At 30.3% G+C, this 16,330-nt stretch carries 15 protein-coding genes; 14 read left to right on the top strand and 1 reads right to left on the bottom strand.

Translation table 11 applies throughout. From position 1 onward, the window contains the following. Window positions 1-27: 27 nt before the first annotated feature. The 14 genes from B3I31_RS08510 (at window position 28) to B3I31_RS08445 (ending at window position 14,683) form a co-directional block, all read left to right on the top strand. Window positions 28-285, top strand: a complete 258-nt coding sequence (locus B3I31_RS08510) for a phosphopantetheine-binding protein (protein WP_019975316.1) — start codon at window positions 28-30, stop codon at window positions 283-285. Next, the gene (locus tag B3I31_RS08505; RefSeq protein ID WP_280051371.1) at window positions 285-1,481 is read left to right on the top strand and encodes a beta-ketoacyl-[acyl-carrier-protein] synthase family protein; all 1,197 of its coding nucleotides are present in this window, start codon (window positions 285-287) and stop codon (window positions 1,479-1,481) included. Before B3I31_RS08510 ends, B3I31_RS08505 begins: the two co-directional genes overlap by 1 nt. After that, on the top strand, window positions 1,478-2,467 hold the full coding sequence (locus B3I31_RS08500; protein ID WP_286495636.1) for a beta-ketoacyl synthase chain length factor: 990 nt from the start codon (window positions 1,478-1,480) through the stop codon (window positions 2,465-2,467). Before B3I31_RS08505 ends, B3I31_RS08500 begins: the two co-directional genes overlap by 4 nt. Window positions 2,468-2,625: 158 nt before the next feature. After that, on the top strand, window positions 2,626-3,237 hold the full coding sequence (locus B3I31_RS08495; RefSeq protein WP_291059084.1) for a polysaccharide deacetylase family protein: 612 nt from the start codon (window positions 2,626-2,628) through the stop codon (window positions 3,235-3,237). Continuing rightward, a complete protein-coding gene (locus tag B3I31_RS08490) occupies window positions 3,227-3,853 on the top strand; it encodes a LolA family protein (RefSeq protein ID WP_376741533.1) in 627 nt (208 codons plus the stop codon). The genes B3I31_RS08495 and B3I31_RS08490 overlap by 11 nt, the downstream gene beginning before the upstream one ends. Then, on the top strand, window positions 3,831-4,454 hold the full coding sequence (locus tag B3I31_RS08485; RefSeq protein ID WP_291059082.1) for a hypothetical protein: 624 nt from the start codon (window positions 3,831-3,833) through the stop codon (window positions 4,452-4,454). The genes B3I31_RS08490 and B3I31_RS08485 overlap by 23 nt, the downstream gene beginning before the upstream one ends. A 56-nt stretch (window positions 4,455-4,510) precedes the next feature. Beyond that, on the top strand, window positions 4,511-4,882 hold the full coding sequence (locus B3I31_RS08480; RefSeq protein WP_125350372.1) for a 3-hydroxyacyl-ACP dehydratase: 372 nt from the start codon (window positions 4,511-4,513) through the stop codon (window positions 4,880-4,882). Continuing rightward, entirely contained in the window at window positions 4,882-5,364 is a 483-nt protein-coding gene (locus B3I31_RS08475) for a hypothetical protein (protein ID WP_221854835.1), read from the top strand. The genes B3I31_RS08480 and B3I31_RS08475 overlap by 1 nt, the downstream gene beginning before the upstream one ends. Window positions 5,365-5,367: 3 nt before the next feature. Beyond that, a complete protein-coding gene (locus tag B3I31_RS08470; protein WP_291059080.1) occupies window positions 5,368-6,552 on the top strand; it encodes a DUF2062 domain-containing protein in 1,185 nt (394 codons plus the stop codon). Continuing rightward, entirely contained in the window at window positions 6,545-8,908 is a 2,364-nt protein-coding gene (locus B3I31_RS08465; protein ID WP_291087917.1) for an MMPL family transporter, read from the top strand. Before B3I31_RS08470 ends, B3I31_RS08465 begins: the two co-directional genes overlap by 8 nt. Beyond that, entirely contained in the window at window positions 8,899-10,203 is a 1,305-nt protein-coding gene (locus tag B3I31_RS08460) for a lysophospholipid acyltransferase family protein (protein WP_291087914.1), read from the top strand. The genes B3I31_RS08465 and B3I31_RS08460 overlap by 10 nt, the downstream gene beginning before the upstream one ends. Then, complete coding sequence (locus tag B3I31_RS08455) at window positions 10,178-11,749, top strand: phytoene desaturase family protein (protein WP_286495630.1); 1,572 nt, start codon at window positions 10,178-10,180, stop codon at window positions 11,747-11,749. The genes B3I31_RS08460 and B3I31_RS08455 overlap by 26 nt, the downstream gene beginning before the upstream one ends. Beyond that, complete coding sequence (locus tag B3I31_RS08450) at window positions 11,736-13,397, top strand: C45 family autoproteolytic acyltransferase/hydolase (RefSeq protein WP_286495628.1); 1,662 nt, start codon at window positions 11,736-11,738, stop codon at window positions 13,395-13,397. Before B3I31_RS08455 ends, B3I31_RS08450 begins: the two co-directional genes overlap by 14 nt. After that, window positions 13,376-14,683 carry a phenylacetate--CoA ligase family protein gene (locus B3I31_RS08445; RefSeq protein ID WP_219034299.1) on the top strand — a complete coding sequence of 436 codons (1,308 nt, stop codon included), beginning with the start codon at window positions 13,376-13,378 and terminating at the stop codon, window positions 14,681-14,683. The genes B3I31_RS08450 and B3I31_RS08445 overlap by 22 nt, the downstream gene beginning before the upstream one ends. 51 nt (window positions 14,684-14,734) lie before the next feature. On the opposite strand, the gene B3I31_RS08440 is transcribed toward B3I31_RS08445, so the two are convergent. Then, window positions 14,735-16,297, bottom strand: a complete 1,563-nt coding sequence (locus B3I31_RS08440) for a M20/M25/M40 family metallo-hydrolase (protein ID WP_125350368.1) — start codon at window positions 16,295-16,297, stop codon at window positions 14,735-14,737. Window positions 16,298-16,330: the final 33 nt, after the last annotated feature.

The following is a 16,330-nucleotide window of genomic DNA, read 5'->3' as shown; positions in this document are numbered from 1 at the left end:
CAATATTAGTTTACAATAAAAAATACTATGGAAAATTTAATTAACGACTTAAAAGTAAAAATTATCGAAATTTTAAACCTTGAAGATGTATCAGTAGAGGATATCAAAAATGATGATCCTTTATTTGGTGACGGTTTGGGATTAGATTCAATCGATGCTTTGGAGTTGATTGTTTTATTGGATAAAGAATATGGAATCAAAATTACTGATCCAAAAGAAGGAAAAACAATCTTTCAATCGGTAGAAGTAATGGCAGATTATATTGAAAAAAATAGAACAAAATAATGCATAAAAAAGTTGGAATAACAGGAATGGGAATTATTTCGGCAATTGGTAAGAATGTCGAAGAGAATTTCGATTCATTAATTCATCAAAAGCATGGTTTATCATGCCTTGAAAATTTTGATTCTATTCATAAAAATGAAATTTTTGTAGGTGAAATTAAATTATCGAATGATGAATTAGCAACTTTTTTAAACTTATCTTCAGAGAATAATTTCTCTCGAACAGCGATGTTAGGACTAATAGCTGTGAAAGAAGCTCTGAAAAATGCAGGAATCGAAAACGTAAATGAAGTCAGAACAGGACTGATTTCTTCGACAAGTGTGGGAGGAATGGATATGACGGAAAATTATTTTTTGGATTATGAAAACCTGCCCGAGAAACAAAAGTATATTTCGAGTCACGATGCGGGCGCTTCTTCCAATCAAATTGCAAATGAAATTGGTTTGAAAGGCTTTGTTTCTACAATTAGTACGGCTTGTTCTTCGGCTGCGAATGCGATTATGTATGGAGCGCGCTTGATTAATTCAGGAAAATTAGATAGAGTGATTGTTGGCGGAACGGATGCTTTGTCAAAATTTACCATTAATGGATTCAAAAGTTTGATGATTTTGAGTGATGAGTTTAATCAACCATTTGATGAAAATCGAAAAGGTCTAAATCTTGGTGAAGCAGCAGCTTATTTAGTTTTAGAATCAGAAGAATCAGTTCAAAAGTCAAATAAAAAAGTTCTTGGTTATTTAGTTGGTGCTGGAAATGCTAATGATGCATTTCATCAAACAGCTTCGTCTGAAAATGGAGAAGGAGCGTATTTGGCGATGAAAAAAGCGTTCGAAACTTCTATTATTCAGCCTTCAGAAATCGATTATATTAATGTTCATGGAACTGCAACAAACAATAATGATATAACAGAAGGTCGAGCTTTGAAGAGAATTTTCCGAGAAAATGTCCCTAATTTTAGTTCTACAAAACCATTTACAGGTCATACGTTGGCTGCTGCAGCGAGTGTAGAAGCGGTATTCAGTTTGTTGAGTATTCAACATAATCTTGTTTATCCAAATCTTAATTTTCAATCTCCGATTGAAGAGTTGAATATCTTTCCGACCACAAAATTGGAAAAGAAAGATATTGAATATGTGTTATCAAATTCGTTTGGTTTTGGAGGAAATTGTTCAACTTTAATTTTTTCTAAATCATGAAAGAAGTATTTGTAAACGGATTAGGCTTTGTAAATGTGCGATTTATAGATATAATAACTGATGATTTTCTTCCTTTAGAAGCTTCTATTACTAAGGCAAAATCGCCTTCGTTAAAAGATATTATTTCTCCTGCGATGAGTCGTAGAATGGCTTCTGGTGTAAAAATGGGAATTTATTCTTCTCTAAAAGCATTGAATGAGGCAGGAATTAAACAACCAGAAGCAATAATTACTGGAACTGCTTTGGGTTGTTTGGTTGATTCTGAGAAGTTTTTGACAAATATTATTCAAAACAAAGAAGAGTTTTTGACGCCAACAGCTTTTATTCAATCTACGCACAATACAGTTGGTTCTCAAATTGCTTTGCATCTTGGTTGTAATGCGTATAATTTCACGTATACAAATGGTTTTAATTCGTTTGAAAATGCACTTCTAGATGGTTTTTTACAAGTTGAAAATCAAGAAGTAAATAACGTTTTGGTTGGTGGAATTGATGAAATTGGAGAAAGAACATATCAGTTGTTACAATTAATTGGTGAGATTGAATCAGAAGAAAATCAAGGAATTAAATATAGTGAAGGTGCTCATTTTTGTGTTTTATCTAATAAAAGAAATGAAAATTCTTATACAAAAGTTTTAGATGTTTCTATTTTAAATCAATTTGAAGATTTATATTCCGAAATTTTAAAATTCATTCAATTGAATCATATTGATTTAACCGATATTGATTCGATTATTTCTGGTGAAAATTTATTGAATATTAATGATTTAAATCAACTTGAGTTATTTGGATACAAAGATTTTATTGGAGAATTTGGAACTTCCTCTGCTTTCGGATTTGTGTTAGGTTGTGAATTATTGAAAAATCAAACTTTACCAAACCAATTCAAAAAGAATGACGTAAAAGCTGAAAGTTATAAAAACGTACTTTTAGTGAATGGTCATAAAGGTAAAGATTTGAGTTTAGTATTGCTTCAATCGATATGAAATTCAGAGTAGTCACAATCCTTTTTGTAGTTATACTAATTTGTTTATCAATTGGTTGTTTTACAAAAGGTTTGTCTTTTTTTTATTTGTTTATACCTTTTATTATTTGGTTGTTATTGACAATTTTTGGAGCTTTTGAAATTCGATTTAACTATTTTTTGAAAGCTTATCATCGAGGAAATAATCATTCAGAGAAAATAATTTCTCTTACTTTTGATGATGGACCGACGGAATTTACACTAAGAATTTTAACCATTTTAGAAAAAAATAGTGCAAAAGCAACTTTTTTTTGCATTGGTAGACAAATCGAAAATTATCCTGAAATTCTTGAAATAACTCATCAATCAGGACATTTGATAGGGAATCATACATTTCATCACTCTTCTAAAAATGGTTTTTATTCAACAGAAAAAATCATTGATGAAATCGTTTCTACCAATCAACTTATTGGAGAAAAAATAAACGTTACGACGAAAATTTTTAGACCACCTTTTGGTGTCACAAATCCACATATAGCAAAGGCTTTAAATAAAACACAACATAATGTAATTGGTTGGGATATTCGTTCTTTGGATACAGTTATCAATGATGAAAAAAAATTATTGAACCGAATTACTGGTCGAATAAAGCCTGGTTCTATTATTTTGATGCACGATACTTCAGACAAAACTGCGAATGTTTTAGAGCAATTATTCGTATTTTTACAAAAGGAAAATTATAAAGTAGTTCCATTAAATGAACTCTTGAAAATTGATGTATATGAAAACTAAAATCTTCATTTTATTAGCTTTTTTTCACTTGACAATTTTTGCGCAAGAAAGTAAAATGAGTAATGCTGAAATTGAGAATTTCAAAAAAGATATTATAGCTGATTCTAAGAAAATACAAACGTTGACGGCTGATTTTACACAATATAAAGTGATGAGTTTCTTGGATAAACCAATTGTTTCGAAAGGAAAATTGTACTTGCAAAATCCTAAAGCGATGCGTTGGAATTATACACAACCAATTGATTATAATGTGATTTTTAACAATGGAAAAATTTACATTAATGATGAAGGGAAAAAATCGAGTGTAGATTTACAAGGAAATAAAAAATTTGAAAAATTAAATCAATTAATTGTCGGAAGTGTAAGTGGAAATTTGTTTGATACAAACGATTTTATCATAACTTTTGCGAAAACTGATAAATCTCGAATTGCAAAATTACAACCAAAAATAAAGGATGTAAAAAAGTACATCAAAGAAATTCAGTTGACGTTTTATTCAGGTCAATCAACGGTTACAGAAGTCAAATTAATTGAACCTTCGGATGATTACACGAAAATTTTATTTACCAACAAATCTTTAAATAAAATAATCAATGCGTCTGTTTTTAATCCTTAGTTTTTTCATTTTAACCTCTTGTGGAACGACTTACAAAATTGCTGATATACAAGAACAACAAAAGGATGAAAGGGAGTTTTTGAACCCATATTTTAGTTCAACTGATAAAGAATATAGTTATCGTTTCAAGATTACGTTCATGAAAAATGAAATGAAAGGTAATTTTGTTGTGAAAAAATTGGGTTACAACTCGCATCGTGTGGTAATGACGTCTGATTTTGGGAATACGTTATTCGATTTGTCAGTTACAGACCACGATTATACATTGAATTATGCGATGCCAGATTTGAATAAAAAAGTGGTTGTAAAAACTCTTGCAGAAGATTTACAAGCTATTTTTAAGAATGATTTTCAAGTTGATGAGCATATAAAAACGACAGATCAAACGATTTTAAAATCAAAAGAAGTGAGTTTAATTTTTGCTAAGAATGAATCAAATTATTTTAAAGAATTGGTTCATTTAAAGAAGAATAAAATAAAAACGATTAATCAATTTTCTGGAGATCAAACAGATTTTCCTGATCAGATTTTAATTAAACATAATCACTTCAATTTAAGTATCACACTTACAAAAGTAAATATACAATTAGAGGAAGAGTAAACTAACGTACAAATCATCTTTTTTTAGATTATATTTGTAACTCAAAACTATTACAAATGCTTATTCCTAATCTATATATCATTAAAAATACTGAGAAAATTGATGAAAATAATTTTAAAGTTCAAATTGAATTAAATCCAAATCATCAAGTTTTCGAAGGTCATTTTCCAAATAATCCAATTACACCTGGTGTTTGCATGATGCAGATAATAAAGGAGATAACAGAAGGTTTTGTTTCGAAAGATTTGTTTTTGTCTAAAGTTTCTAATGTGAAATTTATGGCGACAATAAATCCGTTTATTAATCCTATTTTGGATTTGAGTTTGAATGTTGTTTGTGAAAATAATGAAGTGAAAGTGAAAAATTCTTCATTTTTTGAAACGACAAATGCGTTAAAATTTAGTGCAATTTATAAAGTTTTGGATTAATGAAAACTCTATTATCTATTTTTTTATCGGTTTCATTTTTCTTTGGATTAACCTTATCCGAATTGAGAACAGATTTTGAAAACGCTTCGAAATCATCGAATAATGTATCTGTTTTGTATAATAAATTAGATAATTATTCAGGTGATAATCAAACAATTATTGCATATAAAGGAGCGTCTAAAATTCTGAAAGCAAGGTATATAAAAGATAAGGAAACGAAGAAACAATATTTTACAGATGGAGCAACTTTGATCAATAATTCGATAAAAAAGGACTCGAAAGATGTTGAAAATCGTTTAATTCGATTGATTATTCAAGAGAATATTCCAAAGTTTATCAAATACAATCAAAATATACAAGAAGATAAAACATTTATTGTCGAAAATTATAGTTCTGCACCAAAAGAAGTTAAAACTTTGGTGAAATCTTACGCCAAAAAATACAATACTTTTACAGCGCAACAGCTGAAAAAACTAAATTAATCAATGGATTTTTCGATTATTCGACATAAAATAGACGAACAAAAAGTTTGTGTACTTATTCCGACTTACAACAATCATAAAACATTGAAGCGTGTGATTGACGGAGTTTTAGATTACACGAATCAAATTATAGTTATAAATGATGGATCGACGGATTCTACTTCTGAAATTTTAAAAGATTATCAGAATCAGTTTATTGTTGTTGAACTTTCAGAGAACAAAGGAAAAGGAAATGCACTACGTATTGGTTTTAAAACTGCGCGAGAAAAAGGCTACCATTATGCATTGACAATCGATTCGGATGGTCAACATTTTCCACATGATATTCCAAATTTTATTACAGAATTAGATCAAAAAAATAAACCTGTTTTAATTATTGGAAGTCGTCAAATGGAACAAGATGGAATTCCGAAGAAAAGTAGTTTTGGAAATAAGTTTTCTAACTTTTGGTTTTGGTTCGAGACTGGAATTAAGCTGAATGATACACAATCTGGTTATCGTTTGTATCCGTTGAAATTTATTCCGAAAAAGTTTTGGACAAATAAATTCGAATTCGAAATTGAGATTATTGTACGAACAGCTTGGAAAGGAATTGAGGTGACCAATATTCCGATTGATATTTTGTACGATCCAAACGAACGAGTTTCACATTTTCGTCCATTTCAAGATTTTACGAGAATTAGTATTTTGAATACTTTTCTGGTTTTTTTGACGATTTTTTACATCAAACCACGAAATTTTTTCTTCAGTTTCAAAAAAAAAAATATACGAACATTCATTAAAGAAGATATTCTAGGGAGTAATGATAGCAATAAAGTAAAAGCGCTTTCAATTGCTTTGGGAATTTTTCTTGGAATTGCACCATTTTGGGGCTTTCAAACTTTTTTATCCATTTTTTTAGCGTCGATGTTTCGTCTTAATAAAGTGATTAGTTTCTTTTGTTCCAACATTAGTATTCCGCCAATGATTCCGATAATTATTTATCTTTCTTTGTTGACTGGGGGATTTATTTTGCAAGACAATTTTCAATTGGATTTGAGTTTGGTTTCTTTTGAAATTATCAAAAAAAATCTGCTTCGTTATATTGTCGGAAGTTTAGTTTTAGCTACTTTTTGTAGTATTGTTAGTGGAATTGTAAGTTATTTTTTATTAATTTATTTCAGTCAAAAGACAATTAAGAATGCATAAATTTTTCTACAACATATTTTTACAAATCAAGGCAAATAAATGGTTGAGTGTATTATTTTTTATTCTCTTTTTACTTGGTTGTGTTTTTTTTTCAAATCGACTAAAATTTGAAGAAGATATTACGCGAATCATTCCGAAAGATGAGAAAAATGATGCAATGGCAAAGGTTATTGCTCAATTAAAATTTACGGATAAAGTTGCGGTGATTATCGAAAAAGATAAAGCTGGAACGTTGGATGATATGACGGCGCAAGCAACAGATTTTTTAGATAGTGTTCAGCCGTTAAGTAATTATTATAATGATATTCAAGGTCAATATGATTTAGATAATTTTGCTTCGACTTTTGATTTCGTTCATCAAAATTTGCCACTTTTTTTAGAGAAAGAAGATTATAAAAAGTTAGAACAAAAACTCTTAAAAGATTCGATTGCTTCTATTGTTGAAAGTAATTACAAAAGTTTGATTACACCGACTGGAATTGTTTCAAAAGAATTTATGTTGAAAGATCCGCTTGGGTTGACTTTTGTTGCATTAAATCGTTTAAAAGAAAAGAATTTGACGGATGATTTCGAAGTTTACAATGGATTTATTGTGACGAAAGATCATTCGAAATTATTTCTTTTTATCAATCCTAAATTTTCAGGAAGTGAAACAGAACATAATACTGAATTTGTTAATCGTTTAGAAGAAATTCAACAGCATTTAAATCCAGAATATAGCGGAAAATCAACATTGAGTTATTTCGGTTCAAGCTTTATTGCAGTTGCGAATGCAAAACAAATTAAACAAGATATTATAACAACCGTTTTGATTTCGATGATTACATTAATGATCATTTTAATTGTATTCTATCGAAAAATTTACATTCCGATAATTATTTTTATTCCTTCCGTTTTTGGTTTTTTCTTCGCTTTGGCACTTTTGTATTTTATTCAAGGTACAATTTCTGCAATTTCATTGAGTATTGGAGCAGTTTTATTAGGAATAACAATTGATTATTCGCTGCATATCATGACGCATTATAAGCACAATAGCGATTCTAAAACATTGTTTAGAGAGATTACGAAACCGTTAATCATGAGCTGTACGACAACAGCGATTGCATTTTTGTGTTTACTTTTTGTGAAATCAGATGTGTTGAAAGATTTAGGAATTTTTGCTGGAATAACAGTTATTGTTTCTGGTATTTTTTCTTTATTGATTATTCCACATTTATATCATCCAAAACAAGATGCGATTGAAAATAATTCTTCAATAATAGAGAAGTTAGCGTTCTTTTCATTTCATAATAACAAGATATTGATTGGTGCTTGTGTTCTTTTGATTATTGTGAGTTGTTTTACGTTTAATAATGTCAATTTTGATAAAGATTTATCCAAATTGAATTACGTTCCAACCGATCAAAAAATAGCGGAACAAAAGTTAGAAACATCGTCTAATTCTATCTCAAAATCGTTGTATGTTGTCAATTATGGAAACAATGTAGAAGACGTATTAAATGAAAATATTGCGTTAACAAATAAGTTACAAAAAGCAGAAAATAGAGATGAGATTTTAAGTTATAATTCTATTCAATCGTTGATTTTACCAATTTCTGTTCAACAAGAAAAAATATATGATTGGAAAAATTTTTGGAATTCAGATAAAGTGAATTTTGTAAAGAATGAATTTATCAAGGATGGAAAAAAATATGGTTTCAAAAAAGAAATTTATAATCAATTTTTCTCAATTTTTGATAAAGCATATCAACCTTTAAATTTAGAAGATTATAGAGCATTTAATCCGTCGCTTTTTGAAGAATTTGTTTCGCAAAAAAAAGGTTTTTATACGATTTCTACTTTAGTAAAATTAAAGGAAGAAAGCCGAGAAAACTTCATCAAACAATATCATAATAAAGAAACAATTGTAATTGATCGCAAACAGTTAAACGAAAATTTTTTAGGAAATTTAGTGACAGATTTTAATAATCTTGTCAATTACTCATTTATTGCTGTTTTATTAATATTGTGGTATTTCTTTCGACGTATAGAATTGGTTATTATCAGTGCGATTCCTATTGCGTTATCGGGCTTGGTTACTGCTGGATTGATGGGACTTTTTGATATTAAATTCAATATTTTTAGCAGTATTGTTTGTACATTGGTTTTTGGTCATGGTGTTGATTTTAGTATTTTTATGACGAGTGCTTTACAAAAAGAATATACGACCGGAAAAGATGAAATGCCTACTTATCGCACTTCGATTTTGTTAGCAGTTATCACGACAATTTTAGCAATTGGAGCACTTATTTTTGCTAAACATCCAGCGTTGAAATCAATCGCATCAGTTTCTTTAGTTGGAGTTGTGTGGCACTAGTGATTACATTTATTTTCTACCCAATTTTATTTCGATTTTTCATCTCAAATCGTCCTAAAAAAGGTAAATCTCCAATGACGTTGTGGTTGGCAATTCAAAGTGGGATTTTCTTCATTTATTTTGGATTATTTGGTACAATAACGTCTTTAATCCTTCGATTTTTTATGCTTATTTTACCAATCTCGAAAGAAAAAAAATATAAACTTTTTGGATGGGGAATGTCAACTTTTATGAAATCTGTGTTGATGTTAAAGCCAACGGTTGTCAAGAAAATTATTAATCCAAATCAAGAAGACTTCAAGAAACAGTCAATCATAATTGCGAATCACACTTCGTTCTTGGATACGTTGGCGATTGGAATGTGTACGCCTAAAATTGTGTTCTTAGTGAACGATTGGGTTTATAAATCGCCGATTTTTGGTCGAGCTGTGAAAATGGCAGGTTTTTATCCTGTTTCAAACGGTGTTGAAAATAATATTGAAGAGATTAAAACTCGAATTGGGAATGAGTTTTCGTTGATGATTTTCCCTGAAGGAACACGTTCTCGAACGAATAATATTAATCGTTTTCATAAAGGTGCATTTTATTTGGCGGAGAAATTGAAACTTGATATTTTACCAATTTATATTCATGGAAATTCAGAGATTATTCCAAAAGGAGATTTTTTAATTTTTGATGGACATATTTATTCAATAATAGGTAAAAGAATTGCTTGGAATGATGAAAACTATGGTTTGAATTATTCAGAACGAACTAAAAGAATCAGTAAGGAATTTAAAAATAATTTTCAAGAAATTCGAGATAAATATGAATATAAAAACTATTGGAAACAGAAATTATTTTTAAGTTTTTTGTACAAAGAATCTGAAATTATTCAAGTTGTAAAAAAGGATTTTAGTTTGAATAAATCTGTTTATCATCAATTAAATAATGCATTTACAAAAGATGAAAAAATAGTTCATTTTTCGAATGATTTTGGACAAATTGATTTTTTATTATTGATGCAACAAGCAAACCGAAAAATAATAACGTTTGTAAAAGAGGAAGAAAAGCGAGAGATTGCAGCAACAAATTACATTACAAAAATTCGTTCGTTAGAATATCGTTCTGATCTTGATGTTATAGATGATTATAAGACGCTTTTAATTTCTACTGATATTGAAAATATTTATCAAGAAACAATAAATCAATTTGAGAAAATTGTTGTTTTAAAGAATAGAAATATTGACGAATCACTTTTTACAAGTTTTGCCCAACAAACCGAAACAAATGAATACACAATTTACACAAAATAATTCTGAATCTCATTACGATGTAGTCGTTATTGGTAGTGGTTTGGGAGGACTTGTTTCTGCGCTTATTTTGGCAAAAGAAGGAAAGAAAGTTGTTGTATTAGAAAAGAACAATCAGTTTGGAGGGAATTTGCAAACTTTTGTTCGAAATAAAACAATTTTTGATACTGGTGTTCACTATGTTGGAGGTTTGGATAAAGGAGAAAATTTGTATAACTATTTCAGTTATTTGAATATATCCGACAAATTGAAATTGCGCCAGTTGAATAAAAATGGTTTTGATATGATTTCGTTTGATGATGATTCTCAGGAATATCCAATTGCGCAAACGTATCAGAATTTTGTTGATCAATTAGCTGTTTTTTTTCCTGAAGAGAGAGAAAATTTAATCAAATACAGCAAAAAATTAGAGGAAATTTGTTCTGCTTTTCCTATGTATAATTTGAATATCGGAACTTTTGCTGATGAAGAAGATTTTTTGTCGATTAATGCGAAAGAATACATCGATTCGGTTTTCACAAATAAGCGTTTGAAAGCGGTTTTAGTAGGAAATAATTTTCTTTATGTAGGACAAGCAGAGAAAACGCCTTTGTACATACACGCGCTTTCAGTTAACTCTTATATACATTCGGCTTGGAGATGTGTAAATGGAGGAAGCCAAATCGCGAAACTTTTGATCAAAGAACTGAAGAAATATGGAGGTGAAATTTATAAATACCAAGAAATAAAATCATTTGTACAAAACGAGAATGAAGAAGTAATTGGTTGTGAAACAACAAAAGGAAAACGTTTCTTTGGTAATTTATTCATTTCGAATATTGACATTAAAAAAACAATAGATATGTTAGGCGAGCGTAAGTTTGGTAAACCATTTTCTCGACGCGTCAAAAGCTTGGAAGTAACGCCTTCTGCATTTACTATTTATATTGTTTTTAAGCCAAAAAGTTTTTCCTATATCAATCATAATATTTATCATTTTAACTCGATAAATGATGTGTGGGACAGCTACGAAAAAACTACAAATGATTGGCCAAATACATACATTGCAACATTTAGTATGGATCAAAAAGATGAAGAGTATTCGGAAAGTATGACGGTTATGACGTATATGATGTTTGATGAAGTACAAAAATGGGAAGAATCGTATAATGTTGATATTAATGATAATTACGGAAATAGAGGAGAAGAATATGAAGAATTTAAACGTCAGAAAACGGAATTAATCATTCGTAAATTAGAGAAAAAATTTCCTGATATTAGAGAAAAAATTTCTTCAATTCATACTTCTACGCCTTTATCTTATCGCGATTTTATAGGTTCTGAAAAAGGAAATATGTATGGATATTTGAAAGATAGTAATCATCCGATGAAAACATTTATTTCACCAAGATCAAAAGTAAAAAATGTGTTTTTTACTGGTCAAAATGTCCGTGTTCATGGAGTTTTGGGTGTAACGGTTGGTGCATTTGTAACATGTTGCGAAATCCTTGGTGCTGACTATTTAATGAATAAAGTTCATCGTGAAATAAAACTAAATGCGAATGAATAAAACTATTTACTTTTTTACGTTTATTTTTTTTACGTTTATATCTTGTGGCATTAGAAAAAGTTTAGAAAATCGTCCTGATTTGTCTACTTTTCAATCAAAACAATATAGTAGAAATGAGATCAATGACTCACTTTTTTATATTGAAAATAATTTTTTTAAGAAAAATAAAACACAAAATTGGGAACTTTTTGTTTCGGGAGATCCGTTAGAAATTGGTCAAAAAACAGGTGTTTTAACGAAAGAATTATATGCTTTTCAAGAGCAATCTTTCATGAATTTGATAACTGATTTTATTCCTTCTGAAAAGCGCAGAAAATTTCTTTTCAAAGTACTCAAATATTATAATCGAGATTTACATAAATATGTCAACAACGAATATAAAGCACAAATTTATGGACTTTCTGAGTCTGCAAATAGCCACTATGATTCGTTAATAGACAAATATAATCGTAACCTTTTTTTACATGGGGCGCACGATATAGGACATGCTATGCATGATTTGATGTTGGTTGGTTGTTCATCTTTGGCTGTTTTGGATAATAAATCTGAAGATGGAGGTTTGTTGATTGGTCGCAATTTTGACTTTTATGCAAATGATGATTTTGCGAAGAATAAAATAGTTTCGTTTGTCAAGCCAAATTCTGGTTATCCATATATGTCGGTGACTTGGTGTGGAATGATTGGTGTTTCGTCTGGAATGAATCTGGAAGGGCTTACAGTAACGATAAATGCGGGAAAATCTTCTATTCCACTTAAAGCAAAAACGCCTATTTCTCTCGTTGCTTTAGAAATTTTACAATATGCCTCAACGATTGATCAAGCAATTGAAATAGCAAAGACTAAAAAGGTTTTCGTTTCTGAGAGTATCATGATTGGTAGTTCAAAAGATCATCGTGTGGTGTTGATAGAAATTTCTCCTAAAAAGTTTGGTGTTTATGAAGTTCAAAATCAACCTTATTTAGCTTGTACTAACCATTTTCAGAGTGATGTTTATTTGGATGATAAGCGAAATAATATTCAAAAAGAGGAAAGTCATTCGGTTTATCGTTTTGAAAAAATTGAAGAACATCTTTCGAATGAAAATAAGCTAAATCCCACTAAAATGGTTGAATTATTGCGTGATACAAATGGTTTGAAAAACACTAAATTAGGTTACGGAAATGAAAAGGCTTTGAATCAACTATTGGCGCATCACGCAGTTGTTTTTCAACCAGATAAACGATTGGTTTGGGTTTCGTCAAATCCATATCAATTAGGTGAGTTTACAGCTTATGATTTGAATAAAATTTTTAATGATTCTATTTCAAATTATATGTTAAATGTAGATAGTTTGAGAATAGAAAAAGACAAGTTTGTCTTATCTGCTGATTATTCTAATTATGAAAAATATCGTGAACAAACACACCAAATAAGTAAGTTGATAAAAGAAAATAAGAAAATTGATGAAACTTTTTTAACAAGTTACATTCAAAATAATCCTGATTTTTGGTTGGTTTATGACAAAGTTGGTGATTATTATTTTCAGCAGAAAGATTATCAACAAGCGAGTTTTTATTATAAATTAGCATTGACAAAGGAGGTGACTACAGTTCCTGACCGAAATAAAATTCAGAAAAAATTATCCAAATGTTCTCGAAAAACGCGTTAACATCCTTAGAACTTCAATCTTTAGAAGAGATTAAAGAATTTCAAAATCAGAAACTTCAAGAACAGATAAAGTATCTTGCGACGCATTCCAAATTTTATCAAGATTTATTCAAAAAATATCAAATTGATTGGAAATCTATTCAAACAACGGAAGATTTAAAATTAATTCCTGTTACAACGAAGAATGATTTGCAACAATATAATTTTGATTTTTTATGTGTTCCATTAACTGAAATTATTGATTACTCAACAACTTCTGGAACTTTAGGTGATCCTGTAACATTTGGTTTGACGGATAAAGATTTAGATCGTCTGGCAGCAAATGAAATGAATTCTTTTCAACGAATTGGGGTTCAAAAAGGTGATGTTGTACAATTGATGACAACGATTGATCGTCGTTTTATGGCTGGTTTGGCGTATTTTCTTGGTTTGAGAAAAATAGGCGCGGGCGTTATTCGTGTTGGTGCTGGAGTTCCGCAATTGCAATGGGATTCTATTTTAAAATATCAACCCAAATTTTTGGTTGCTGTTCCATCTTTTTTATTGAAAATGTTAGATTATGCAGAGAAAAATAACATCGATTATCAAAATTCATCCGTAAAATCGGTTTTGTGTATTGGAGAGTCGTTGCGTGATAAAGATTTGAATTCGTCTTTGTTGGCGCAAAAAATAAATTCGAAATGGGATATTCAACTTTTTTCGACTTATGCTTCAACCGAGATGGGAACAGCGTTTACAGAATGTAATGAATCGGTTGGAGGACATCATCAGCCAGATTTGATTATCACAGAAATTTTAGACGAGAATAATGAAGTTGTACAAGATGGTGAATTAGGTGAATTGACAATTACAACATTAGGAATAGAAGGAATGCCTTTATTGCGTTTTAAAACAGGTGATTTAGTACGCAAACATTCCGATAAATGTATATGCGGGAGTAATTCGTATCGATTAGGACCAGTTGAAGGTAGAAAGCAACATATGATAAAGTACAAAGGAACAACCTTGTATCCGCCAGCTTTACATGATATTTTGAATCATTTTGATGAAATCAAATTACATTTAATCGAAATTTATTCGAACGAATTTGGAACAGATGAAATTTTAATTCGATTAGTTTCAACAGACGAAACCGATGATTTTTTAGCAAAAATAAAAGATTATTTCAGAGCAAAATTACGCGTAACGCCTTCTATAAAATTTGAAACTTTTGAAGAATTACAATCAATTGTTTTCAAGCCAGAAAGTAGAAAACCAATTACGTTTGTTGATTATAGAGAAAGTTAAATATATGAAATAAAAAGTCCACTGAAAGTGGACTTTTTATTTGAAAATATCTTATTTTAAATAAGTATCAGAATTTCTTGCCGGGCTTTTAACCTCTGGCCATTCTTGCTGTTTTCCGTCTCTACCATTAGGTAAAATACGACGCTCACGACTTACTAAATCTTTTTCTTGATCTGCCATCATCGTTAAAGTAGCACTCAAAATTGCATTCGTTTGTACTTCTTCAAAAACGATTTTATCATACGTATCTTTGTTTGTGTGCCAAGTATACGTACCGTAACCCCAATTTAATGAACTAAGTCCGAAAGCTGGCGCTCCTGCAGCGATAAAAGATGCATGATCCGATCCTCCACCACTTGGCATTCCAGGGAAATCTGTCTTGATTTCTTTCGTAATAAAATTAGGAACAGCTTGTAACCAGCGCGTCATGTATTCATATGATTTTTCAAAACCAGATCCATTGATGTTTACTACACGTCCTGTTCCATTATCTTGGTTAAATACAGCTTGAGTGTTTTTAATAATTTCTGGATGATCTTCTACAAAAGCACGAGAACCATTCAATCCTTGTTCTTCACTTCCCCATAAACAAATCAAAATTGTACGTTTGTTATTTGGGTATAATTTTTTGATTGTACGAATTGTTTCCATCATTGTGATAGTTCCAGTTCCGTTATCTGTTGCTCCTTGCGCTCCATCCCAAGAATCGAAGTGAGCAGAAAGAATAATGTACTCGTTTGGTTTTTCTTTTCCTTTAATTTCTCCAATAATATTGAATGTTTTCGCAACTCCATTGTGTTTAGATTGTGCATTAACAGTCAATTTTGGAGCAGTTCCATTTTCAGCTAAACGATATAACATTCCGTAATCTTCATTCGAAATATCTAACATTGGGATAGTTTTCGTTTTTGCACCAAAAATTCTATTTGCTCCCATAATTCCTGTCCAATAAGAAATTGCAACCGCTGCAGCTCCATTTTTCTCAAAAACTTCTGGAAGTGTATTGTTGTTGTAACCTGTCACTTTTATAGAATTTGCCCAAGCTTCGGCTTCAGCTTTTCTTGTTTCAGTAACTTTTTTATACAAATCCTCTAAACCAAAATCTTTGTATTGATAATCAGAACGTCCATATGATTGGTTTTGTGACATCAAAACAACTTTTCCTTTTACAGAAGGTAACCATGCGTCAAATTCAGCTTTTGTTTTGAAAACAGGCATTGCGATAGCATCTGCATTCACAGCTTTTTTAGTTGCTGGTGACCATGCTAATTGAGTAGCTTCGATAGATTTTGCTCTTGGATACGTCATATCAACATGCGTTATTCCGCGCTCCCATGCTTTCCATGTTCCATAATCTTCACGGCGGGCATCAATTCCCCAAGATTTCAACGTTTTAATTGCCCATTCTCCTGCTTGATCCATTTGTGGAGTTCCTACTAAACGAGGTCCGATTCCGTCTAATAATTCGTGCGAAATTTTCTTCAACTGCGAATTATTTTGAATTTCGGTTACAAAACTTTGTACAGTTGGGTCTAATTTTTCTTGTGCTTGCGCATGTACCGCAATAGACGATAATACAATTGTAGAGTAGGTTAATGTGTTAATCAATTTCATAATTAAAGTAATTTCGTGTGATAAATTTTACAA

The organism is Empedobacter sp. UBA3475 (genome assembly GCF_002378465.1).
In the GTDB taxonomy this organism is placed as follows: Bacteria; Bacteroidota; Bacteroidia; order Flavobacteriales; family Weeksellaceae; genus Empedobacter; species Empedobacter falsenii_B.
The sequence above is the reverse complement of the archived record's forward strand: the minus strand, read 5'-3'. Positions and strand labels throughout refer to the sequence as shown.

What these genes read in the sequence shown, in the direction of transcription:
- B3I31_RS08510 (WP_019975316.1), top strand. Translation starts at nt 28, where the DNA reads ATGGAAAATTTAATTAACGACTTAAAAGTAAAAATTATCGAAATTTTA.
- B3I31_RS08505 (WP_280051371.1), top strand. Translation starts at nt 285, where the DNA reads ATGCATAAAAAAGTTGGAATAACAGGAATGGGAATTATTTCGGCAATT.
- B3I31_RS08500 (WP_286495636.1), top strand. Translation starts at nt 1,478, where the DNA reads ATGAAAGAAGTATTTGTAAACGGATTAGGCTTTGTAAATGTGCGATTT.
- B3I31_RS08490 (WP_376741533.1), top strand. Translation starts at nt 3,227, where the DNA reads ATGAAAACTAAAATCTTCATTTTATTAGCTTTTTTTCACTTGACAATT.
- B3I31_RS08485 (WP_291059082.1), top strand. Translation starts at nt 3,831, where the DNA reads ATGCGTCTGTTTTTAATCCTTAGTTTTTTCATTTTAACCTCTTGTGGA.
- B3I31_RS08480 (WP_125350372.1), top strand. Translation starts at nt 4,511, where the DNA reads ATGCTTATTCCTAATCTATATATCATTAAAAATACTGAGAAAATTGAT.
- B3I31_RS08475 (WP_221854835.1), top strand. Translation starts at nt 4,882, where the DNA reads ATGAAAACTCTATTATCTATTTTTTTATCGGTTTCATTTTTCTTTGGA.
- B3I31_RS08470 (WP_291059080.1), top strand. Translation starts at nt 5,368, where the DNA reads ATGGATTTTTCGATTATTCGACATAAAATAGACGAACAAAAAGTTTGT.
- B3I31_RS08465 (WP_291087917.1), top strand. Translation starts at nt 6,545, where the DNA reads ATGCATAAATTTTTCTACAACATATTTTTACAAATCAAGGCAAATAAA.
- B3I31_RS08455 (WP_286495630.1), top strand. Translation starts at nt 10,178, where the DNA reads ATGAATACACAATTTACACAAAATAATTCTGAATCTCATTACGATGTA.
- B3I31_RS08450 (WP_286495628.1), top strand. Translation starts at nt 11,736, where the DNA reads ATGCGAATGAATAAAACTATTTACTTTTTTACGTTTATTTTTTTTACG.
- B3I31_RS08445 (WP_219034299.1), top strand. Translation starts at nt 13,376, where the DNA reads ATGTTCTCGAAAAACGCGTTAACATCCTTAGAACTTCAATCTTTAGAA.
- B3I31_RS08440 (WP_125350368.1), bottom strand. Translation starts at nt 16,297, where the DNA reads ATGAAATTGATTAACACATTAACCTACTCTACAATTGTATTATCGTCT.